The sequence below is a fragment of the Dechloromonas sp. H13 genome, from assembly GCF_009469615.1.
Taxonomy (GTDB): domain Bacteria; phylum Pseudomonadota; class Gammaproteobacteria; order Burkholderiales; family Rhodocyclaceae; genus Azonexus.
In genome coordinates this window covers 624,932-642,080 of record NZ_SSXX01000002.1, presented here as the reverse complement: position 1 = coordinate 642,080, position 17,149 = coordinate 624,932, and the positions used below count along the sequence as shown (strand labels likewise).

General features: G+C 66.0%; 19 protein-coding genes. 7 read left to right on the top strand and 12 right to left on the bottom strand.

Translation table 11 applies throughout. From position 1 onward, the window contains the following. Positions 1-5: 5 nt before the first annotated feature. Positions 6-560 (bottom strand): DUF1579 family protein, encoded by a 555-nt coding sequence (locus GH660_RS07730; RefSeq protein WP_153146059.1) that lies wholly within the window; start codon positions 558-560, stop codon positions 6-8. Positions 561-937: 377 nt separating this feature from the next. On the opposite strand from GH660_RS07730, the gene GH660_RS07725 reads away from it, so the two are divergent. From GH660_RS07725 to GH660_RS07710, 4 genes are all read left to right on the top strand, one after another. Next, positions 938-2,458 carry an aldehyde dehydrogenase family protein gene (locus GH660_RS07725; RefSeq protein ID WP_153146058.1) on the top strand — a complete coding sequence of 507 codons (1,521 nt, stop codon included), beginning with the start codon at positions 938-940 and terminating at the stop codon, positions 2,456-2,458. A 152-nt stretch (positions 2,459-2,610) separates the two neighbouring features. Further along, entirely contained in the window at positions 2,611-2,982 is a 372-nt protein-coding gene (locus tag GH660_RS07720) for a DUF779 domain-containing protein (protein WP_153146057.1), read from the top strand. Positions 2,983-3,000: 18 nt separating this feature from the next. Next, on the top strand, positions 3,001-3,339 hold the full coding sequence (locus GH660_RS07715; RefSeq protein WP_153146056.1) for a c-type cytochrome: 339 nt from the start codon (positions 3,001-3,003) through the stop codon (positions 3,337-3,339). Between the two features lie 210 nt (positions 3,340-3,549). Next, on the top strand, positions 3,550-4,785 hold the full coding sequence (locus tag GH660_RS07710; protein ID WP_153146055.1) for an MFS transporter: 1,236 nt from the start codon (positions 3,550-3,552) through the stop codon (positions 4,783-4,785). 3 nt (positions 4,786-4,788) lie between these two features. Here the strand turns inward: GH660_RS07710 and GH660_RS07705 are convergent, their stop codons facing one another. Then, positions 4,789-5,736: a helix-turn-helix domain-containing protein gene (locus GH660_RS07705; RefSeq protein WP_153146054.1), complete on the bottom strand. Its 948-nt coding sequence runs from the start codon at positions 5,734-5,736 to the stop codon at positions 4,789-4,791. A 121-nt stretch (positions 5,737-5,857) separates the two neighbouring features. On the opposite strand from GH660_RS07705, the gene GH660_RS07700 reads away from it, so the two are divergent. After that, a complete protein-coding gene (locus GH660_RS07700; protein ID WP_153146053.1) occupies positions 5,858-6,376 on the top strand; it encodes an isochorismatase family protein in 519 nt (172 codons plus the stop codon). A 98-nt stretch (positions 6,377-6,474) separates the two neighbouring features. Here GH660_RS07700 and GH660_RS07695 read toward each other — a convergent pair whose 3' ends face one another. The 4 genes from GH660_RS07695 to pedF are packed head-to-tail and all read right to left on the bottom strand — an operon-like array spanning position 6,475 to position 9,214. Then, positions 6,475-7,008 (bottom strand): cytochrome b, encoded by a 534-nt coding sequence (locus GH660_RS07695; protein WP_153146052.1) that lies wholly within the window; start codon positions 7,006-7,008, stop codon positions 6,475-6,477. Next, positions 7,005-7,943 (bottom strand): beta-propeller fold lactonase family protein, encoded by a 939-nt coding sequence (locus GH660_RS07690; protein WP_153146051.1) that lies wholly within the window; start codon positions 7,941-7,943, stop codon positions 7,005-7,007. Before GH660_RS07690 ends, GH660_RS07695 begins: the two co-directional genes overlap by 4 nt. 7 nt (positions 7,944-7,950) lie before the next feature. Continuing rightward, positions 7,951-8,796: an ABC transporter substrate-binding protein gene (locus GH660_RS07685; protein WP_153146050.1), complete on the bottom strand. Its 846-nt coding sequence runs from the start codon at positions 8,794-8,796 to the stop codon at positions 7,951-7,953. Further along, a complete protein-coding gene (pedF, locus tag GH660_RS07680; protein WP_228276397.1) occupies positions 8,786-9,214 on the bottom strand; it encodes a cytochrome c-550 PedF in 429 nt (142 codons plus the stop codon). Before pedF ends, GH660_RS07685 begins: the two co-directional genes overlap by 11 nt. Positions 9,215-9,449: 235 nt before the next feature. On the opposite strand from pedF, the gene GH660_RS07675 reads away from it, so the two are divergent. Further along, positions 9,450-11,423, top strand: a complete 1,974-nt coding sequence (locus GH660_RS07675; protein WP_153146048.1) for a sigma-54-dependent Fis family transcriptional regulator — start codon at positions 9,450-9,452, stop codon at positions 11,421-11,423. 13 nt (positions 11,424-11,436) lie between these two features. Here the strand turns inward: GH660_RS07675 and GH660_RS07670 are convergent, their stop codons facing one another. From GH660_RS07670 to GH660_RS07650, 5 genes are all read right to left on the bottom strand, one after another. After that, positions 11,437-11,817 (bottom strand): SirB2 family protein, encoded by a 381-nt coding sequence (locus GH660_RS07670; RefSeq protein WP_153146047.1) that lies wholly within the window; start codon positions 11,815-11,817, stop codon positions 11,437-11,439. Continuing rightward, positions 11,814-13,112: a hypothetical protein gene (locus GH660_RS07665; RefSeq protein WP_153146046.1), complete on the bottom strand. Its 1,299-nt coding sequence runs from the start codon at positions 13,110-13,112 to the stop codon at positions 11,814-11,816. Before GH660_RS07665 ends, GH660_RS07670 begins: the two co-directional genes overlap by 4 nt. Positions 13,113-13,141: 29 nt before the next feature. Then, positions 13,142-13,369 (bottom strand): DUF2249 domain-containing protein, encoded by a 228-nt coding sequence (locus GH660_RS07660; protein ID WP_153146045.1) that lies wholly within the window; start codon positions 13,367-13,369, stop codon positions 13,142-13,144. Further along, positions 13,366-13,812: a hemerythrin domain-containing protein gene (locus GH660_RS07655; protein WP_153146044.1), complete on the bottom strand. Its 447-nt coding sequence runs from the start codon at positions 13,810-13,812 to the stop codon at positions 13,366-13,368. Before GH660_RS07655 ends, GH660_RS07660 begins: the two co-directional genes overlap by 4 nt. Positions 13,813-13,958: 146 nt before the next feature. Continuing rightward, positions 13,959-15,707 carry an alpha/beta hydrolase gene (locus GH660_RS07650; RefSeq protein WP_153146043.1) on the bottom strand — a complete coding sequence of 583 codons (1,749 nt, stop codon included), beginning with the start codon at positions 15,705-15,707 and terminating at the stop codon, positions 13,959-13,961. A 188-nt stretch (positions 15,708-15,895) separates the two neighbouring features. Between GH660_RS07650 and GH660_RS07645 the strand changes: the two genes are divergently transcribed. After that, the gene (locus GH660_RS07645) at positions 15,896-16,339 is read left to right on the top strand and encodes a universal stress protein (RefSeq protein WP_153146042.1); all 444 of its coding nucleotides are present in this window, start codon (positions 15,896-15,898) and stop codon (positions 16,337-16,339) included. A 27-nt stretch (positions 16,340-16,366) separates the two neighbouring features. On the opposite strand, the gene GH660_RS07640 is transcribed toward GH660_RS07645, so the two are convergent. Next, positions 16,367-17,080 (bottom strand): hypothetical protein, encoded by a 714-nt coding sequence (locus GH660_RS07640; protein ID WP_153146041.1) that lies wholly within the window; start codon positions 17,078-17,080, stop codon positions 16,367-16,369. Positions 17,081-17,149: the final 69 nt, after the last annotated feature.

Genomic DNA, 17,149 nt, shown 5'->3' with positions numbered 1-17,149 from the left:
ACGGATTACTTCCGGCGAACGCTGGTGCCTTCGATATCGACGATAACGGTGCCTTTCCAGTCCTTCAACAGCGATTTCCAGCGAATCGTGCCCGGATCCGTGAACGTCGCATACCCCGTGTAGGCGACAGGGGAAAGCAATCCCCCCCGCCATTCCATGGTTTGCGTGCTTTCGCTCCAGGTCGGGGGTGGCAGCTCCACTGCGATACCGTTTGAATCGAATATCACGAAGCGATAATTCTTCGTATTGATATCGAACCAGACCATTGACATGCTTTTTCCGCCATCGGATTTGCGCGAAGTCTCCGAACGCAGATACTGCCCGTCGAGAACCCACTCGTAGGTTTCGACATAATCGACGGCGGTCACCGGTTCCGGCCAACGCCTTGTCGCCTTGATGTCCCAGGTGCCGCGCCATTTGTCGACAACCAAGGATTCGGGGCTTGGTCGCGCTGCACTTTCCTTCTTGACGGGTTTTGCCTGATCGGCTGCTGCCGCGCTGGAAAACGAGGCTGCCAGGCCCAACAGGCAGGCCCGCGCAACAAGTGATTTGCCATCCATGTCAGCCTCCGATCATTTCGAATGCCTGGCCACAAACCTGTGTTCAACAACATTATCAGGACGCACCACCAGGAAGCATATGGCCCCATTGCCACGTAATTGCCACCAATACTGCGGGTTGGACTGCTCCAGGATTGAACAGTTGCTGCGCACCTGATCATTTCCAAGACAATGTCAATTTCTGAAAAACCAGCAAGCTCACATCCAAGCATCTGTTTTAAATGAATTTAATTGAAAAACAAGGCTGCACTCCAGGCTTGGCACGCCGCCTGCGAACTATCAGGCACGAGACACGACAGGACGAGCGTTCGGAAGAACACGGCCTGCCCGCCTTGATCCATTTGTTCGCAATCCAATCCTAAAACCAGGAGACAAACATGCTCTACGCAGCTCCCGGCGCCGCTGGTGCCAAGATCGCCTACAAGGCCAAGTACGACAACTTCATCGGCGGCAAGTGGGTCGCCCCGGTCAAGGGTGAATACTTCAAGGTCGTCACCCCGATCAATGGCGAGGCCTACACGATGGCCGCCCGCTCCACCGCCGAGGACATCGAGCTGGCGCTCGACGCCGCCCATGCCGCCTTCCCGACCTGGGGCAAGGCCGACGCCACCACTCGCTCGAACATCCTGCTCAAGATCGCCGATCGCCTCGAAGCCAACCTCGAACTGCTGGCCTACGCCGAAACTGTCGATAACGGCAAACCGATCCGCGAAACGCTGAACGCCGACATCCCGCTCGCCGTCGACCATTTCCGCTACTTCGCCGGCTGCCTGCGCTCGCAGGAAGGCGGCATCTCGGAAATCGACGAGAACACCATGGCCTACCACATCCATGAGCCGCTCGGCGTCGTCGGCCAGATCATCCCGTGGAACTTCCCGATCCTGATGGCAGCCTGGAAGCTGGCCCCGGCGCTCGGCGCCGGCAACTGTGTGGTGTTGAAGCCGGCCGAATCGACGCCGATCTCGATCCTGGTGCTGATGGAACTGATCGCCGACCTGCTGCCGCCGGGCGTCCTCAACATCGTCAACGGTTTCGGCCGCGAAGCCGGCATGCCGCTCGCGACCTCGAAGCGCATCGCCAAGATCGCCTTCACCGGTTCCACCTCCACCGGCCGCGTCATCGCCCAGGCCGCCGCCAACAACCTGATCCCGGCGACGCTGGAACTGGGCGGCAAGTCGCCCAACATCTTCTTCGCCGACGTCATGGACAAGGACGACGGCTTCCTCGACAAGGCCATCGAGGGCCTGGTGCTGTTCGCCTTCAACCAGGGCGAGGTGTGCACCTGCCCGAGCCGCGCGCTGATCCAGGAATCGATCTACGAGAAGTTCATGGAAAAGGCACTCAAGCGCGTCGCCGCCATCAAGCAGGGCAGCCCGCTCGACACCGACACCATGATGGGCGCCCAGTGCTCGCAGGAACAGATGACCAAGATCCAGTCCTACCTGCAACTGGGCAAGGACGAAGGCGCCGAAGTGCTGATCGGTGGTGCCCGTGCCGAACTCGGCGGCGACCTGGCCGGCGGCTACTACATCCAGCCGACCCTGTTCAAGGGCCACAACAAGATGCGCATCTTCCAGGAGGAAATCTTCGGGCCGGTGCTCGCCGTGACCACCTTCAAGGACGAGGCCGAAGCCCTGGCCATCGCCAACGACACGCTGTACGGCCTCGGCGCCGGCGTCTGGAGCCGCAACGGCAACGTCGCCTACCGCATGGGCCGCGCCATCCAGGCCGGCCGCGTGTGGACCAACTGCTACCACGCCTACCCGGCGCACGCTGCCTTCGGCGGCTACAAGGAATCCGGCATCGGGCGCGAGACCCACAAGGTCATGCTCGACCACTACCAGCAGACCAAGAACCTGCTGGTCAGCTACGCCGAACAGAAGCTGGGCTTCTTCTAAACCGCGCAAGCCACCGGCACCCGCCGGCTGCCGTGCCCGATCGCGGGCGCGGCAGCGGCTGGCGGGTGCCGCGTCTCATCTCCTCCACCGGCCCGATTTTGCGGGCAAGTCTTGGGGGGCGGGCGACCGCCCCCGTTTTTTGGGAGAAATCCATGGTCGACCGCGTCATCGCCACCCCGGCCACGCTGGATCTGATCGCCACCCTGAAGGAACGCCACGGACCGGCCCTGATGTTCCACCAGTCCGGCGGCTGTTGCGACAACAGCGCCGCCAACTGCTACCTGCCCACCGACCTGACCATCGGCCCCTACGACGTGCATCTCGGCAACATCGGCGACGTGCCCTTCTACATCAGCGCCTCGCAATACGAATACTGGAAGCACACGCAACTGATCATCGACGTCATCGACGGATCGGGCGGCACCTTCTCGCTCGAGGGCAACACCGGCAAGGCCTTTCATACCCGTTCGCGCCTGTTCACCGACGCCGAATGGGCCGAACTGCAGGCGGCCGGCCTCGTTTAACCCAAGGAACCCATTCACATGAACCAGCAACTGCACGCCACCCTGCTGCTGCCCCTGCTCGCCGCCGCCCTCTTCACCGCATCGGCACACGCCGCCGACGCCGACGGCGAAGCCATCGTCAAGAAAGCGCGCTGCGTCGCCTGCCACACCGTCGACCAGAAACGCGTCGGCCCGCCCTACAAGGAAGTCGCCGCCAAATACAAGGGCGACGCCAAGGCCCCGGCCCTGCTCTTCGACAAGGTGCGCAACGGCGGTTCCGGCAACTGGGGGCAGGTGCCGATGATCCCCCACCCCGCCGACAAGATCAGCGACGACGACCTGAAGGCAGCGATCCAGTGGATCCTGTCGCTGCACTGAGCATCCGCCGGCACACCGCCGGCCGCACGGCCTGACCCGGGGAGAACAGCAACCCCGCGAGAATGGCGGCAGCCATCGCAGGCAGGAACGGGGGAGGCGGCAGAGCGCCGCTTCCCCTTTTCTTTTTCGAGTTCGCCGACGGGGGCGCACCTGATCCCGCGCCGGCGAAGTACCATGCGCCGATAGTTCCTCCTTCCGGCGCCTTCCACGATGTCCTCCAGTCTTTCCCGGCAGCGCGAGCTGTACCTTCTGCTCACCCTGGCCGGCATTCAGTTCGCCCACATCCTGGACTTCATGATCATGATGCCGCTGGGCCCGATCCTGATGACCGCGTTCGGCATCGGCACGCATGAATTCGGCTTGCTGGTCGCGTCGTACAGCTTCAGCGCCGCGCTGTCCGGTCTGCTCGGCGCCACCTTCATCGACCGTTTCGAGCGCAAGCGCCTGCTGCTGGTCATGTTCGCACTGTTCGGCCTGGCGACGCTGGCCTGCGGCCTCGCCCCCGACTATGTCACCCTGCTCGCGGCACGCGGGCTCGCCGGGGCATTCGGCGGCGTGATGGGCGCCCTGGTCCAGACGATCATCGGCGATGCCATTCCCTTCGCCCGCCGGGCCCGGGCCAGCGGACTCGTGGCGACCGCCTTCTCGTTGTCGACGGTGGCCGGCGTGCCCTTGTCGCTCTGGCTGGCCAACCACTTCCAATGGCGCGCGCCGTTCATCTTCATCGCGCTGCTGTCGACGGTTTTCATCGTCGTCGGCTTCCTCGTCCTGCCGGAACTGCACCAGCACCTGAGCCGCGAGAAACGCGCCCATCCTTTCGCGGCGATGTTCGAGGTGCTGCGCGATGCCAACCATCTGAAGGCCCTGCTGTATTCCTCGCTGATCATTTTTTCCGGATTCACCGTCATCCCGTTCATCACCGTCTATGCGGTCGGCAATGTCCGGATTGCGCCGCAGGACATTCCGGTCGTCTATCTGTTCGGCGGTGCGGCAACGCTCTTCACGGCGCGGCGGATCGGGCATTGGGCCGACCGGCGCGGCAAGGTCGAGGTCTATCGCCGGCTCGCCCTGGCGGCGATGCTGCCGCTGCTCGTCGTCACGCACCTCGGTGCCGTTCCGTTGTGGGCCTGGGTGATCTGCACCACGGCCTTCTTCGTGCTGATATCGGGGCGCATGATTCCGGCGATGACCATCATCACCTCGGCGGCCCGGCCCCGGCTGCGCGGCACCTTCATGGCGATCAACGGCACCGTGCAATCGCTGACCATGGGCCTGGCGACGACGCTGGCCGGCTTCATCATCACGCAGGACAGCACGGGGCAGATCGTCGGCTACCCCTGGGTAGGCTATGTGGCGGTCCTCGCCAACTTCCTGGCAATCCTTTTCGTGTCGCGCATCGTCATGCACGACCAGCCGGTCGACGAGACGAAGGCCTTATCGACCTGAAGGTCAGCCCTTGAACGTCCGTCGCCATGTCGTTGGCGACACCCCGTACGCCTTCCTGAAATGCAGTCGCAACGATTCCGGCGACCCGAAGCCGGCGCGCGCCGCGATGGCTTCGATCGACTGGTCGCCCGACTCCAGCAGGCGCTGCGTCAGCGCCAGCCGCTCGTCATGCAACCATTGCCCGACGGTGGTTCCCGTAATCTGTCGAAAATGGCGCGTCAGGGTTCGCCGGCTCATCACCGCCTTTTCGGCCAGGCTGTCGAGCGTGTGCGGCTGGTTCAGGTTGGCGCGCACCCAGTCGATCAGGGCGGCGAGCCGTGACCCGCTCAGCGTGGCCGGGATCGGCTGTTCGATGAATTGCGCCTGGCCACCCTGGCGATGGGGCGGCACCACCAGTCGCCGGGCGACGCTGTTGGCCGGTTCGGCGCCGTACTGCTGGCGGATCATGTGCAGGCAGCAGTCGATCCCCGCCGCAGTGCCGGCCGACGTAAGCACGTTGCCGTCTTCGACGTAGAGCACGTTCGCGTCGACGTCGACGGCCGGATAGCGTTGCGCGAAATCCCGCGCATAGGCCCAGTGCGTCGTCGCCTTCCGCCCATCCAGCAGCCCCGCTGCGGCCAGCACATAGGCGCCCAGGCACAGCCCGAGCACGCGTGCCCCCCGGCGCTGCGCGGCGACCAGCGCGCTCAACAGCGATTCCGGCGGCCGTTCCTCCGGATCGCGCCAGCTGGGCACGATGATGGTGTCCGCCCGCTCCAGTGACGCCAGGTCGTGCTGTGCCATGACGGAGAATCCCGCGGTCGTGCTGATCGGCCCGGACTCGATGCTGCAGACCTTGAAATCGAATTTCGGCGCGCCGGGATGAACGTCGCCGAAGACGACGCAGGGTACCGACAGGTGGAACGGACTGATACGGTCGAAGGCGACGACGACGATCGATGGTCGGGTCATGGGCGCTTATCCAGGCGAGTCAGGATGGCCCGATATTACCGGATTCTGTCCAGCGGGCCGCTCGCAGGGATGCGGCCAGCGTTCAATAATGCTCCCGTACCCACTTCCTGCGGAGCGCACCATGGCCAGACAAGCACTGATCGTCATCGATGTTCAGAATGATTATTTTCCCGACGGCAAGTTTCCCCTGTGGAACACCGATGCCGTTCTGGCCGCCACCGCGGCGGCCATCGCCCGGGCGCGCGCCAAGGGGATTCCCGTCATCCTTGTCCAGCACGTCGCGGACCCCGCCAGGGGGATTGCCCCGTTCTTCAACGAAGGCACCGCGGGTGTCGAAATTCATCCCGCGATCCTTGCCGCGGCGCCGGACGCGCCCATCGTCATCAAGCGCTTCGCCGACAGTTTCATCGACACGTCGCTGGAAGCGACGCTGTCCGCCCTGGGCGTCGAGGAAATGCTGATCTGCGGCATGATGACCCAGAACTGCGTGACCCACACCGCGATTTCCCGGTCGGCCGACAAATACTCGGTGAAGATCCTGAGCGACTGCTGCACGACGGTCAGCCAGATGATTCACCTGATCGCGTTGAATGCGGTCGCGCCGCGCGTCACCCTGGTGGCCGCCGAGGACGTGCTGTAGCACGGCAAGACGCCCGGTTTTTGCCCTTTTTCATCGGTCGACCGCAACCGATCTATTACTTTGGTCAGAGCAATTCTGCTCCGGCGTGGAGCAGTTGTTCATTTGTTGAACAGCCGACCGGGCAACATGCGCTGCAAAACCCGCTCGCCCCTGATCGCGTGTTTTAGTGCCCCGGCCACATGCAGGGCGATCAGGCCGGCGCCGCCCCAGACGAAGGCGAGGTGCAACAGCTTGAAGACGCCGTTGAGCGCTTCGTCCGGCCAGCCGGCCCTAGGAATTTCAATGCCGAAGAACCTGATGGCGTAAGGCGTGAAGGACGAGGCGAGGTAGCCGGCGAGCGGGGCGACGAACAGGAAGAGATAAAGCGCATGGTGGGCGGCGGCGGCGAGCCGCGCTTCCCAGCCGCGGCTGACGGCGGGCGGCGGGCGATGCCGGTAGCGCCAGGCGAAGCGCACGAGCACCAGCAGAAAGGCCAGCAGCCCGAGCGACTTGTGCAGGCCATAGGCGGCGCTGCGCCCGGCGCCCTTGGGCAGGTCGGTCATCGTCCAGCCGAGCCAGAGCAGCCAGACGACGAGGATCGCCTGCGCCCAGTGCAGCACGATGGCCGGCAGCGTGTAACGGTCGTCGCTCATCGGATGCTGACGCCCCAGGGCAGTTCGCCGACGTCGATATCGGCCAGTTTCGTGAAGCTCGCGGTGTCGACGACCGAAACGCTGTTCGAGCGGCCGTTGGCGACGTAGAGCTTGCCGCCGTCCGGCGTCAGCGCCATGTTCCACGGCCGCTTGCCGACCGGGATCATGGCGACAACGGCGTGGCTGGCGGTGTCGACCGCCATCACCGTGCCGTCGCGGCCATTGGAAACGAAAACCAGCCGGCCGTCGGGGTGGACCGCAACCCCGTTCGGGTACTGGCCGGCGGCAATTTCAGCCACCACTTTGCGCTGCGCGACATCGACGGCGTAGACCTTGCCGGTCATTTCGCAGGCCACGTAGGCGCGGCTGCCATCCGGCAGGAAGGCGATGCCGCGCGGCCGCTGGCCGACTGCCACGCTGGCCACCTGGCGGCGTTCGCCGACGTCGATCACATCGACCTGTTCCGCCTCTTCCGCGCTGACGTAGAGCCAGCGGCCATCGGGGCTGAACACGGCGTGCTCGGGGTTGCGTCCGGCGACCTTGATGCGCGCCAGTTCCCGGCCTTCCGGCGCGGCGAGCAGGACCACGCTGTTGTCGTCCTCGACCGCCACCGCCAGCAGCTTGCCGTCGGCCGACAGGCTGACGCCTTCCGGCGACGCGCCGAGCGCCACGCTGCGCAGCAGCTTGCCGGCCCGCGTATCGACGACCAGCAGACTGCCGCCTTTGGCGTCGGTCAGATAGAGATGGCCGTCGCCGGCGGCGCCGCCGCGCGGCCTCTGGCCGACGGCGATGTCGGCGCGGCGCTGGTCGGTGGCGGTGTCAATGATGCTGACGCTGGCCGATTTTTCGTTCGGCACATAGGCCAGGGGGCCAGCCGTCGCGCTGCCGGCGAAGGCGGCCAGCAGGGCGAAGGAAAGTCGTTGCATCGCGCGCATGTCTGCCTCAGGCCGGGAGATGGGAAATGCCGTGCTGCCTGAAGATCGCGGCCACCGTGCCGTCGCGCTTGAGGTCGGCGACGGCGGCGGAAACCGCTTCGGCCAGCGCCATTTCCTCGGCCTTGACGGCCATGCCGAGCGGCCAGCTGTCGACCCGCAGTTCGGCGAACTTCGGGGTGTCGATGGCGAACCTGCCCTGCCCGGCCAGCGCCGCCTCCAGCTCGGCGCGCGGCGCCAGAATGGCGGCGATGCGGCCATCCTGCAGCCCCTTGGCGGCCTCGGCCACGGTGCGGAAATGGACGACGTTCTCGCGCAGCCGGCCGTTGAGCACGCCGAGCAGGAAGGAGTCGGCCAGGGTCGCGGTTTCGACGCCGATCTTCTCGCGCGTGAAGATCTCCAGCGCCACCGCCGCCGAGCCGGACAGCGCCGGCACCCGCTCCGGATTGCGCGCCAGCGCCAGCGATTCTCGGTGGTAGGCGCCGAAGATGCGAACCTTGTCGTTGGCCCGCGCCAGGTGTTCGTCGACCGGCACGTGGAGCATCAGGTCGGCCGGTTGCGTGCCGAGGTAATGCCCCTTCCAGACCATGTTGCGCAGATCGTCGTTCATGTCCTCGTCGGCATTGAAGCCGACGATTTCCGGCGCCAGGCCGAGCCTGGCGGCGATGGCGCGGCCGAGCTCGGCGTCGATGCCGCGGCCGCCGCTCATCGCGTAGGGCGGGAAGTCGTTATAGACGGCGATGCGCAGGCGGCCGCGCTGGCGGATGGCGGCCATTTCGTCGGCCCGCACCGGCAGCACCGCGAGCAGCGGGGCGGCGGCCAGGGCCTGGAGCCAGCGGCGGCGATCAGTCTTCATGGACGGTTTCCAGCCAGGTGCGGATCGCCCACATGGCTTCCTGGCTCAGTGTGCCTTCGAACGGCGGCATGTAGACCCGGCCGTCGCGCACCGAACCCTTGCGGATGCGGGGCATGAAGACCTCGTCGCCCTCGTCGCCCACGGGCAGGTAGCGCAGGTCCGGGGCGATGCCGCCGGAGATGGCGCCCAGGCCGTGGCAGCGGGCGCAGTTCTGGTTGAAGGCGGAATCCCCGATGCGGATCGCTGTCTTATCCTTGCGGTAGGGATTGCTCTTCTGCCAGTCGGCGCCGAGATTCTTGAGGCCGGTGGTATCGACGGCCTGGGGAACGACGTCGCCGTGGGCGAAGGCGTGCTGGGCAGCCGCGCCGATGAACAGGGTTGCCGCGACGGCGGCGAGATTTCGCAATGAATGTTTCACAATGGCTCCTTTGGTAGGTTCGGGTTGCGTGCTTTTTGTCAGCACGCTTCTGCAAACCTTGTGCCAGGGGATCGGAAACATCGGTCCACCGGCCAGCCGGCTGCACCTGCGGGTGGCACACGATTTGCTGGTCGGTATCGGACAGCACTTGGCACATTGCTAATAAAATGTGCAGGTGCTACGTTTTGCAACAACACAAAAACAAAAACCAGATGGCAGGAGTTCTGGAGGAGAGATGGGACAGGTATTACGCACGGCCGAATTGCACGGCCAGAAGCTGCAGCAGGCCAGGCAGCTGTTTTTCGATCGCGGCGAATTGCCGGAAGGCCTGGTCGATCCGTTGATCGCCCGGTCCTGGGAACGTTGCCGGCGCTTCGGCCTGAGCGAAACCCATCACCTGCCCGGTGTCGAATCGCTGGACCGCGTCGCCCTCAAGACCGAGCAGGACCGCAACCGCTACCTGCTGCTGCAGGGGCGGCCGATCATGGAACATGTCTATGACCAGATTCGCGAGTCCGGCAGCATGGTCATCCTGGCCGACGCCAACGGCCTGCTGCTGGAAACCGTCGGCGATGCCGATTTCGTCGACCGCGCCGACCGCATCGCGCTCGCCGCGGGCGCCTCGTGGGACGAGAACCAGCGCGGCACCAACGCGATCGGCACCGCCCTTTCCGAAGAGGCGCCCATCGAGGTGCTCGGCAGCGAGCACTTCCTCGAGCACAACGGTTTCCTGACCTGCTGCGCCAGTCCGCTGTTCGGGCCGGATGGCCGCCTGATCGGCGTCCTCGACATCTCCGGCGACTACCGCAGCCACCAGCGCCATACCCTCGGCCTGGTCCGCTTCTCCTCGCTGATCATCGAAAGGCGCCTGTTCGAATCGATTCACGCCCGCGACATCCTGGTCTGCTTCCACCGCCAGGCCGACTACCTGGGCAGCCCCAAGGAAGGCATCGCCGCCGTGTCGCCGGATGGCCAGGTGCTGGCCGTCAACCGCAACGCGCTGGACATCCTCGGCATCCGCCAGGTCGACGCGGTGCGCCGCGACTTCTCGATGGTCTTCGAGAACAGCCTCGCCGCCCTCATCGACCGCCTGCGCCACAACCCGCAGGCGAGCTGCGAGATCTCGGTCGGCGGCAAGCGCATCCATGTCCAGTTGCGCGGCCAGTTGCCGCCGCCGAGCGTCGCCGGCCGGGTCTACGACGAGGCCCCGGTCGCCCTGCGCGCGCCGCGCCGGCCGGAGACGGCGACCCCGCCAGCCATCACGCTCGACACCCTGAATACCGGCGACGCCCGGCTGCAGGCGGCCATCGACCGCGCCCGGCGCATTCTCGGCCGCGACATCCCGATCCTGATCCAGGGCGAATCCGGGGCCGGCAAGGAAATGTTCGCCAAGAGCTTCCACAACAGCGGCCCGCGGCAGGCCGGCCCCTTCGTCGCCCTGAACTGTGCGTCGATTCCCGAAACGCTGATCGAGTCCGAACTCTTCGGCTACCAGGGCGGCGCCTTCACCGGCGCGCGGAAGGAGGGCGCGCCGGGCAAGATCCAGCAGGCGCACGGCGGCACTCTCTTCCTCGATGAAATCGGCGACATGCCGCTCAACCTGCAGGCCCGCCTGCTACGCGTGCTGCAGGAACGCTGCGTGACGCCGCTCGGCAGCACGCGGGCGATCCAGGTCGACATCTCGCTGCTCTGCGCCACCCACCGCCGGCTGCGCGAGGAAGTGGCGCGCGGCACGTTCCGCGAGGATCTCTACTACCGCCTCAACGGCATGTGCGTTACCCTGCCGGCGCTGCGCGAGCGCACCGACATCCGCCAGATGGTCGCCAAGCTGGCCGCCGCCGAGAGCGGCAACCGGGCACCGGTGCGCTTCTCGGAAAGCGCCCTGCAGGCGATGGAACGCTACGACTGGCCGGGTAACATCCGTCAGCTGTTCAACGTCATCCGGGTCGCCATCGCGCTGCTCGACGACGGCGAGACGCTGATCAGCGAAAGCCACCTGCCGGAGGAACTGTTCGAAGCCGCCCCGCCGCCTTCCGGCAGCGACCCGTGGGCCGCCGCGCCCTTCGACAGCGCGGCCGGCAGCCTCGAGGAAATCGGCCGCCAGGCGGCGCTGCGCACCCTGGAAAGCGTCGGCGGCAACATCTCGGCCGCCGCCCGCCAGCTCGGCATCAGCCGCAACACGCTCTACCGCAAGCTGGGCAAGTTCTGACGCCGGGTCAGGGCTACAAGCCGGGCAGCGGATTCCTGGTCAGCGCCACGCTGACGATGTAGGCGTAGGCGAGGAGCGCCAGCGCAAAATAGCGCAGGCGAATGGTCCGCGTCCGGCCGCGCTTGAGCGCCATCGTGCCGAACCCGATGTAGGCGAGCAGGCCGCACAGCTTGGCGGTCAGCCAGCCTTGGGCGAACGGGTACTGGCCGCTGAGCCAGGCCATCAGCAGCGCGCTGCCGAGCAGCAGGGTATCGACCACGTGCGGCAGCACCCTGGCCAGGCGGTGCCGCAGCAGCGGCGATTCCCGCGCCATCCACCAGCCGCGTAGGCCGAAGCCGAGGCCGCTGAGGACGACGCAGGTCACGTGCAGGTGCTTGAGGGCGAGATAGCTCATCGGGCCGCCAGCTTAGCTGCAATATCGGCGGCATGCCAGCGGTAGCGCCGGACGGCGCCGAGCAGGTTCCACCCCAGCCAGCCGCTGGCGAAGGCGAACGCGAGGCCGGCCGGGCGGGCGAACCAGTCGGGCCACACGGCGCCGAGCAGCAGCAGGCCGCAGGCCGCGGCGTGGGCCTTCATCTGCCTTTGCATGGCGAGGTCGGCCAGGATCCTGTTCATGTTCGGCGCCGGCACCCTGGCCTGGCCGCTGTTCTGCAGGTGCATCCAGGCCAGGAAAGGGACGATCTTGTAGAGCATGCCGATCATGAAGGACATGAAGCCGCCGGCGATCATCAGGATGCCGAAACTCAGCGTCCAGCCGGCGAGGTCGGCCGCCGCCGGCCAGACGGTTGCGGTCGACAGCATGAAAAGGGCCAAAATGCTGGCGATCAGCCCGAACTGCCAGTAGGCGTAGGTCGCATCGGGGCGCGCCCGCCGCCGCTGGCCCTGCAGGCGCAGGGTCAGCCCGGCGAAGACGATGCCGGCCAGCGCCGCCAGCCATTGCACGAGGCGGACGAGCACCGGCCAGTCGGCGAGCACGGCCGCGCTCCACAGCAGCAGCAGGGCCAGCATCGCCACCGGAAACCACCAGCTCGGCCGCGCCGGGTAGCCCGGCGTCAGCTGGAACATCGGCACCACGACATAGGCCAGCGCCGCCAGCAGCACCCCGGCCCAGGCGCCCAGCCCCCAGCCGGCATGCAGGTCGGTCAGCGCCGCCAGCGGCAGCGCCCAGCCATGTGCCAGGCCGAGCGCCATCAGCGCACCGAGGCCGACGACGCCGGCCAGGCCGAGCAGCGCCAGCTTGAGCCCGCGGATCGTCGGGCTGGTGGACGGCACGCCGATCAGGGCGCGCAGCGTCGTTCCGAGGAAAATCAGCGCCGTCAGTGCAAGCAGCAGCGCCGCGGCGCTCAGCAGGAGCGGCCGGCCGAACAGGAAGCCGCCGGCCAGCAGCAGGGCGCCGCCGCTGAGGCCGGCGTGGACGATCCTGGCGACCAGCAGCGGCCGCCCCAGGTTGGCGCCGGCCACCACCGGCAGGATCTGGATCAGCGCGCCGAGCATGATCTGCAGCATGAAGCCGATGGTGACCAGGTGGGTGGCGGCGAGCGCCGCCGGCATCCAGCGCGAGGCGAAGACCGCCGGCCCCTCGACGGCGACCAGCAGCCCGGCCAGAACGGCGAACAGGGGCGCTGTCAGGAAGAAGCGCAGCGGCGCGGCAAACGGCGGCGCATTTTCGAACGACAGCAGCGCTTGCATGGTGCCCCGGCGGAATCAGGCCGTCCGGCTCAGCGCGAAATCAGGATCTCGAAGGTGCCGTCGGGCAGCAGCTCGGTTTCGTAGCTGTGGCCGTTCTGCTTCAGCACCTTGTACAGCGGGTGCGGCTCGCGGTAGAGGAGCAGGAGCATCTTCTCTCCCGCCTGCAGGGTGTCGAGCATTTCCATGGTCTTGACGAAAGGTTCCGGCGGCTCCATGTAGCGCGCATCGACGACGTGGGGGGTCTTGGGGTGGCTCATGCTTCGGTCAGTTCGGATTCAAGGTGGGCCAGCAGTTCGGGGGTTTCGGCGGCCAGGTGCTGGTCGCACATCGGGTAGAGGATATTCTCTTCCTTCATGTTGTGCTGCTGCATCATGATCAGCAGGGTATCGGCGAGGCCGAGATAGTCGTCGGAATTGCCCCGCGCCAGCGCGTCGACCGCGTCAGCGAGGAGCGCTCGCATCTGCTCGTGCTCCATGCGCATGACCTGGGTCGGCCCCATGCGCATGCCGGTCTTGGCCTCGAAGGTGGGAAACAGGGTTTTCTCCTCGCACGCGAAATGTGCGAGGACGGCGTTGCGGAAATGCGCGAAGGCGGCTTGCGCCGCTGGCAGGTTCTGTTTGGCGATGGCCTGCTCGGCTTCGGCGAACAGGTCGTCGCAGTGCCGATGGTCGTCGGTCATGAAGGTGCGGATGGTGGTCATGGCTGGCTCGCGGCGTGGCAATGGCCCCATTCTCGGGACGGCCGGCAGGCCGCTCCTTAACCGCCGTCAAAAAGTGCCGGATTAGGGTCGCGACGAAACCGCCGCGCAGCAGCGACGCGCACTCCCGCACAAGCGGCGAGCAGAATCTATTTTTCCAGCACGTAGGTGCCCGGGGCATCGGCCAGTGCCGGGAAGCTGCGGCTGGCGGCCGGATAGGCCGGCACCTCGTCGCCGCAACGTTCGCCCAGCCAGCGCACCCAGTCTTCCCACCAGGTTCCGCTCCGCTTTTCGGCGCGGTCGAACCAGTGTTCCCAATGCTCGTTGCGCTCCGGCTCGCCGATCCAGTAGGAACGCCTCGGCGGGTCGACCGGCGGATTGACGATGCCGAGGATGTGCCCGGAACTGGAGCGGACGAAACGCACCGACGCATTGACGTTGATGTACTTGCGGATCCGGTAGCACTGGTTCCACGGCGCGATGTGATCGTCTTCGGCGGTCACCGCGTAGAGCGGCTGGACGATGCGATCGAGGTCGATCGGCTCGCCGGCGATCGTCAGCTTGTCACGCTTGATCAGGTTGTTGTGCAGGTACATCTCGCGCAGGTAGTACGAATGCATGGCGCGCGGCATGCGCGTCGTGTCCATGTTCCAGAACAGCACGTCGAACGGCGGCAGCGGCTCGCCGAGCAGGTAGCTGTTGACCCAGTAATGCCAGATCAGGCTGTTCGAGCGCAGCATGCGGAACGAGGTCGCCATCTCGCTGCCGTCGAGGTAGCCCTTCTTGGCCATCGATTCGTCGAGCGCGGCGACGCAGGCGTCGTCGATGAAGACGTCGATGTCGCCGGGATGCGAGAAGTCGGTCAGCGTCGTCAGGAGCGTCCAGTGCGCCACCGGCGTCTGCTCGGCGCCGAAGCGCTTGTTGGCCCACGCCATGTAGGTGGTGACCAGCGTGCCGCCGATGCAATAGCCGACCAGATGGACCCTGGGCACCTTGCAGAAGTCGCACGCCACGCGCACCACCTCGTTGACGCCTTCGAGCAGGTAGTCGTCGAAGCACACCTCGGCCATGCCCGCGTCCGGATTCTTCCAGCTCGTGATGAACACCGAGAACCCCTGGTCGGTGAGGTGGCGCACCATGCTCTTGCGGTTGGTCAGGTCGAGGATGTAGAACTTGTTGATCCACGGCGTGACGATGACGATCGGCGTCGCCCGCACCTTCTCGGTGGTCGGCGCGTAGTGGATCAGTTCCACCAGGCGGTTGCGGAACACCACCTTGCCCGGCGTCGTCGCCAGATCCTTGCCGACGACGAAGGCATCGGGTTCGACCATCAGGATGTTCTGCGCCCTGGCGTCGCGCATGAAGTTCCGGAAGCCCTGGGCCAGGCTTTCGCCGCTGGTTTCGACAAAACGCTGGAGCGCGACAGGGTTGAGCCAGAAGTAGTTGGTCGGCGCCACCATGTTCAGCCATTTGCGCAGCCAGAACGCGGAACGGCGGCGCTCCTTGTCCGAAAGGCCCGGCGTTTCGAAGAACATGTCCTCGAGGCGGTGGGTGAAGGCCAGGTACCACTCCTTGATGATGTCCCAGGTCGCCGCCTCGGTCCACACCGGGTCGGCGAAGCGGACGTCGTCCGGGTTGGGCGTGATGACGTCGGCCGACGGCATGCCCAGCGCACGGCGCATGACGTGCGTCTGCAGGGCCAGCAGGTCGCCCGACAGGCCGCTGGCGGCGCGCAGCAGTTCCTGCGGATGCATCATCCAGGCCATCTGCGCGTTGAGCAGCGAGGTGGTGACGCCGAACGGATCGGCCGCCTTGCTGATCGCCATGCTGGCGGTTTCCAGCGGGCTCAAGTCATGGATGTCGATGCCATGATTTCTGACTGACGAATTCTCGGACATGCTGCTCACCTCGTACCTGTACGCCTCTTTTTATACCATGTCGGCGCCGGCTTTTTTGGGCGTGGACACCCAGTTTTTCCGGGCCTTCCGGCGAATCCGCCGCCCCCTGTTTCACTTCGCCGCGACTTGGCGTAGCATGAATCGCCAGAAGGCCGCGTTGTCGGCACGACTCAATCAGGAGGAAACCCATGTTCAAGCACATTCTCGTTCCCACCGACGGTTCCGAACTCTCGCAGGCTACCGCCCGGCGCGCCATCTCGTTCGCCAAGGAAGCGGGAGCGAAGGTGACGGTCTTCTTCGCCAAGCCGGAATATCCGATCGCCTACTTTGGCGAGGGGGCGCTGATCGACCCGACCACTCCGGAAAAATTCGCCGAACTGGCCGACCAGCAGGCCGCCGAATATCTCGGCGAGGTCCAGAAGCAGTGCGCCGAGGCCGGAGTCGAATGTGCGACCGTCGCGGCGACCAGCGACGTGCCCTACGAGGCGATCATCGAAGCCGCCGAGAAGTCCGGCTGCGACCTGATCTTCATGGCCTCGCACGGGCGCCGCGGGATCAGCGGCTTCCTGCTCGGCAGCGAAACGAACAAGGTGCTGACCCACTCCAAGGTGCCGGTCCTCGTCTATCGCTGACCCCACCGCGGCGCGGCGGCAGGGCCGTCAGCGCGCTGCGCACCCGTCGCGCCCGGGGCGGATGGTGCACAGCACGCTGCCGCTTTCCCGGTCGACGAACGAAACCTCTTCCAGAACGCCGACCAGATAGCGCTTCTTCAGCGTGAAATCGGTCGGCTGGCCATGGGTGGCCTTCCAGAACGTCGTGCTTTCGCTGATCACCGGCTCGCTCAGGCGCGCCCTGGCGCGCATCCCGAGATGCCCGGCGACACCGGCCGGCAGGTCGGCGGTGAAACCGGCATCGTCGTCGACGCGGCGCGGATAGAAATCGTAGAGATTCTCGAAGGCGAGAAAGTAGTCGTAGCGCCAGTTCACCTTCATCTGCTGCGGCACCCCGATCTTGTCCTCGTGCTCGTAGCTGCCGCGCTCGACCGCCACCGACTGCAGCGGCAGGAATTTGTAGCGGTAATAGTCGTCGACCGCAGGATCGGCCTGCGGCCGCCAGCTCCACCCTTCGGCGACCTGGTTGAAGGCCATCCGGTAGCGCACCGTCGCCCGCTCCCCCGCCACCTCGACCGACAAACCGGAACCGGCAGCCAGATCGATATCAAACTCGACCGCCTGCCCCTGCATCGCCGCGAACTCGGCTGCCGGCAGACGGGCCAGCGCCTCGAACTGGCGCTCGGCGGACTCGCCGGCCAGTACCGGCGAAAAAAAGGCGGCGGCCGCAGCCGCCGTGAATACTTGTCTGAGGAAAAACATGTCGAAACAGGAACGCCGCCATGAGGGCGTCGCTCGGTCGGAATAGTCGCGCATCGCGGGCCTTCAGCC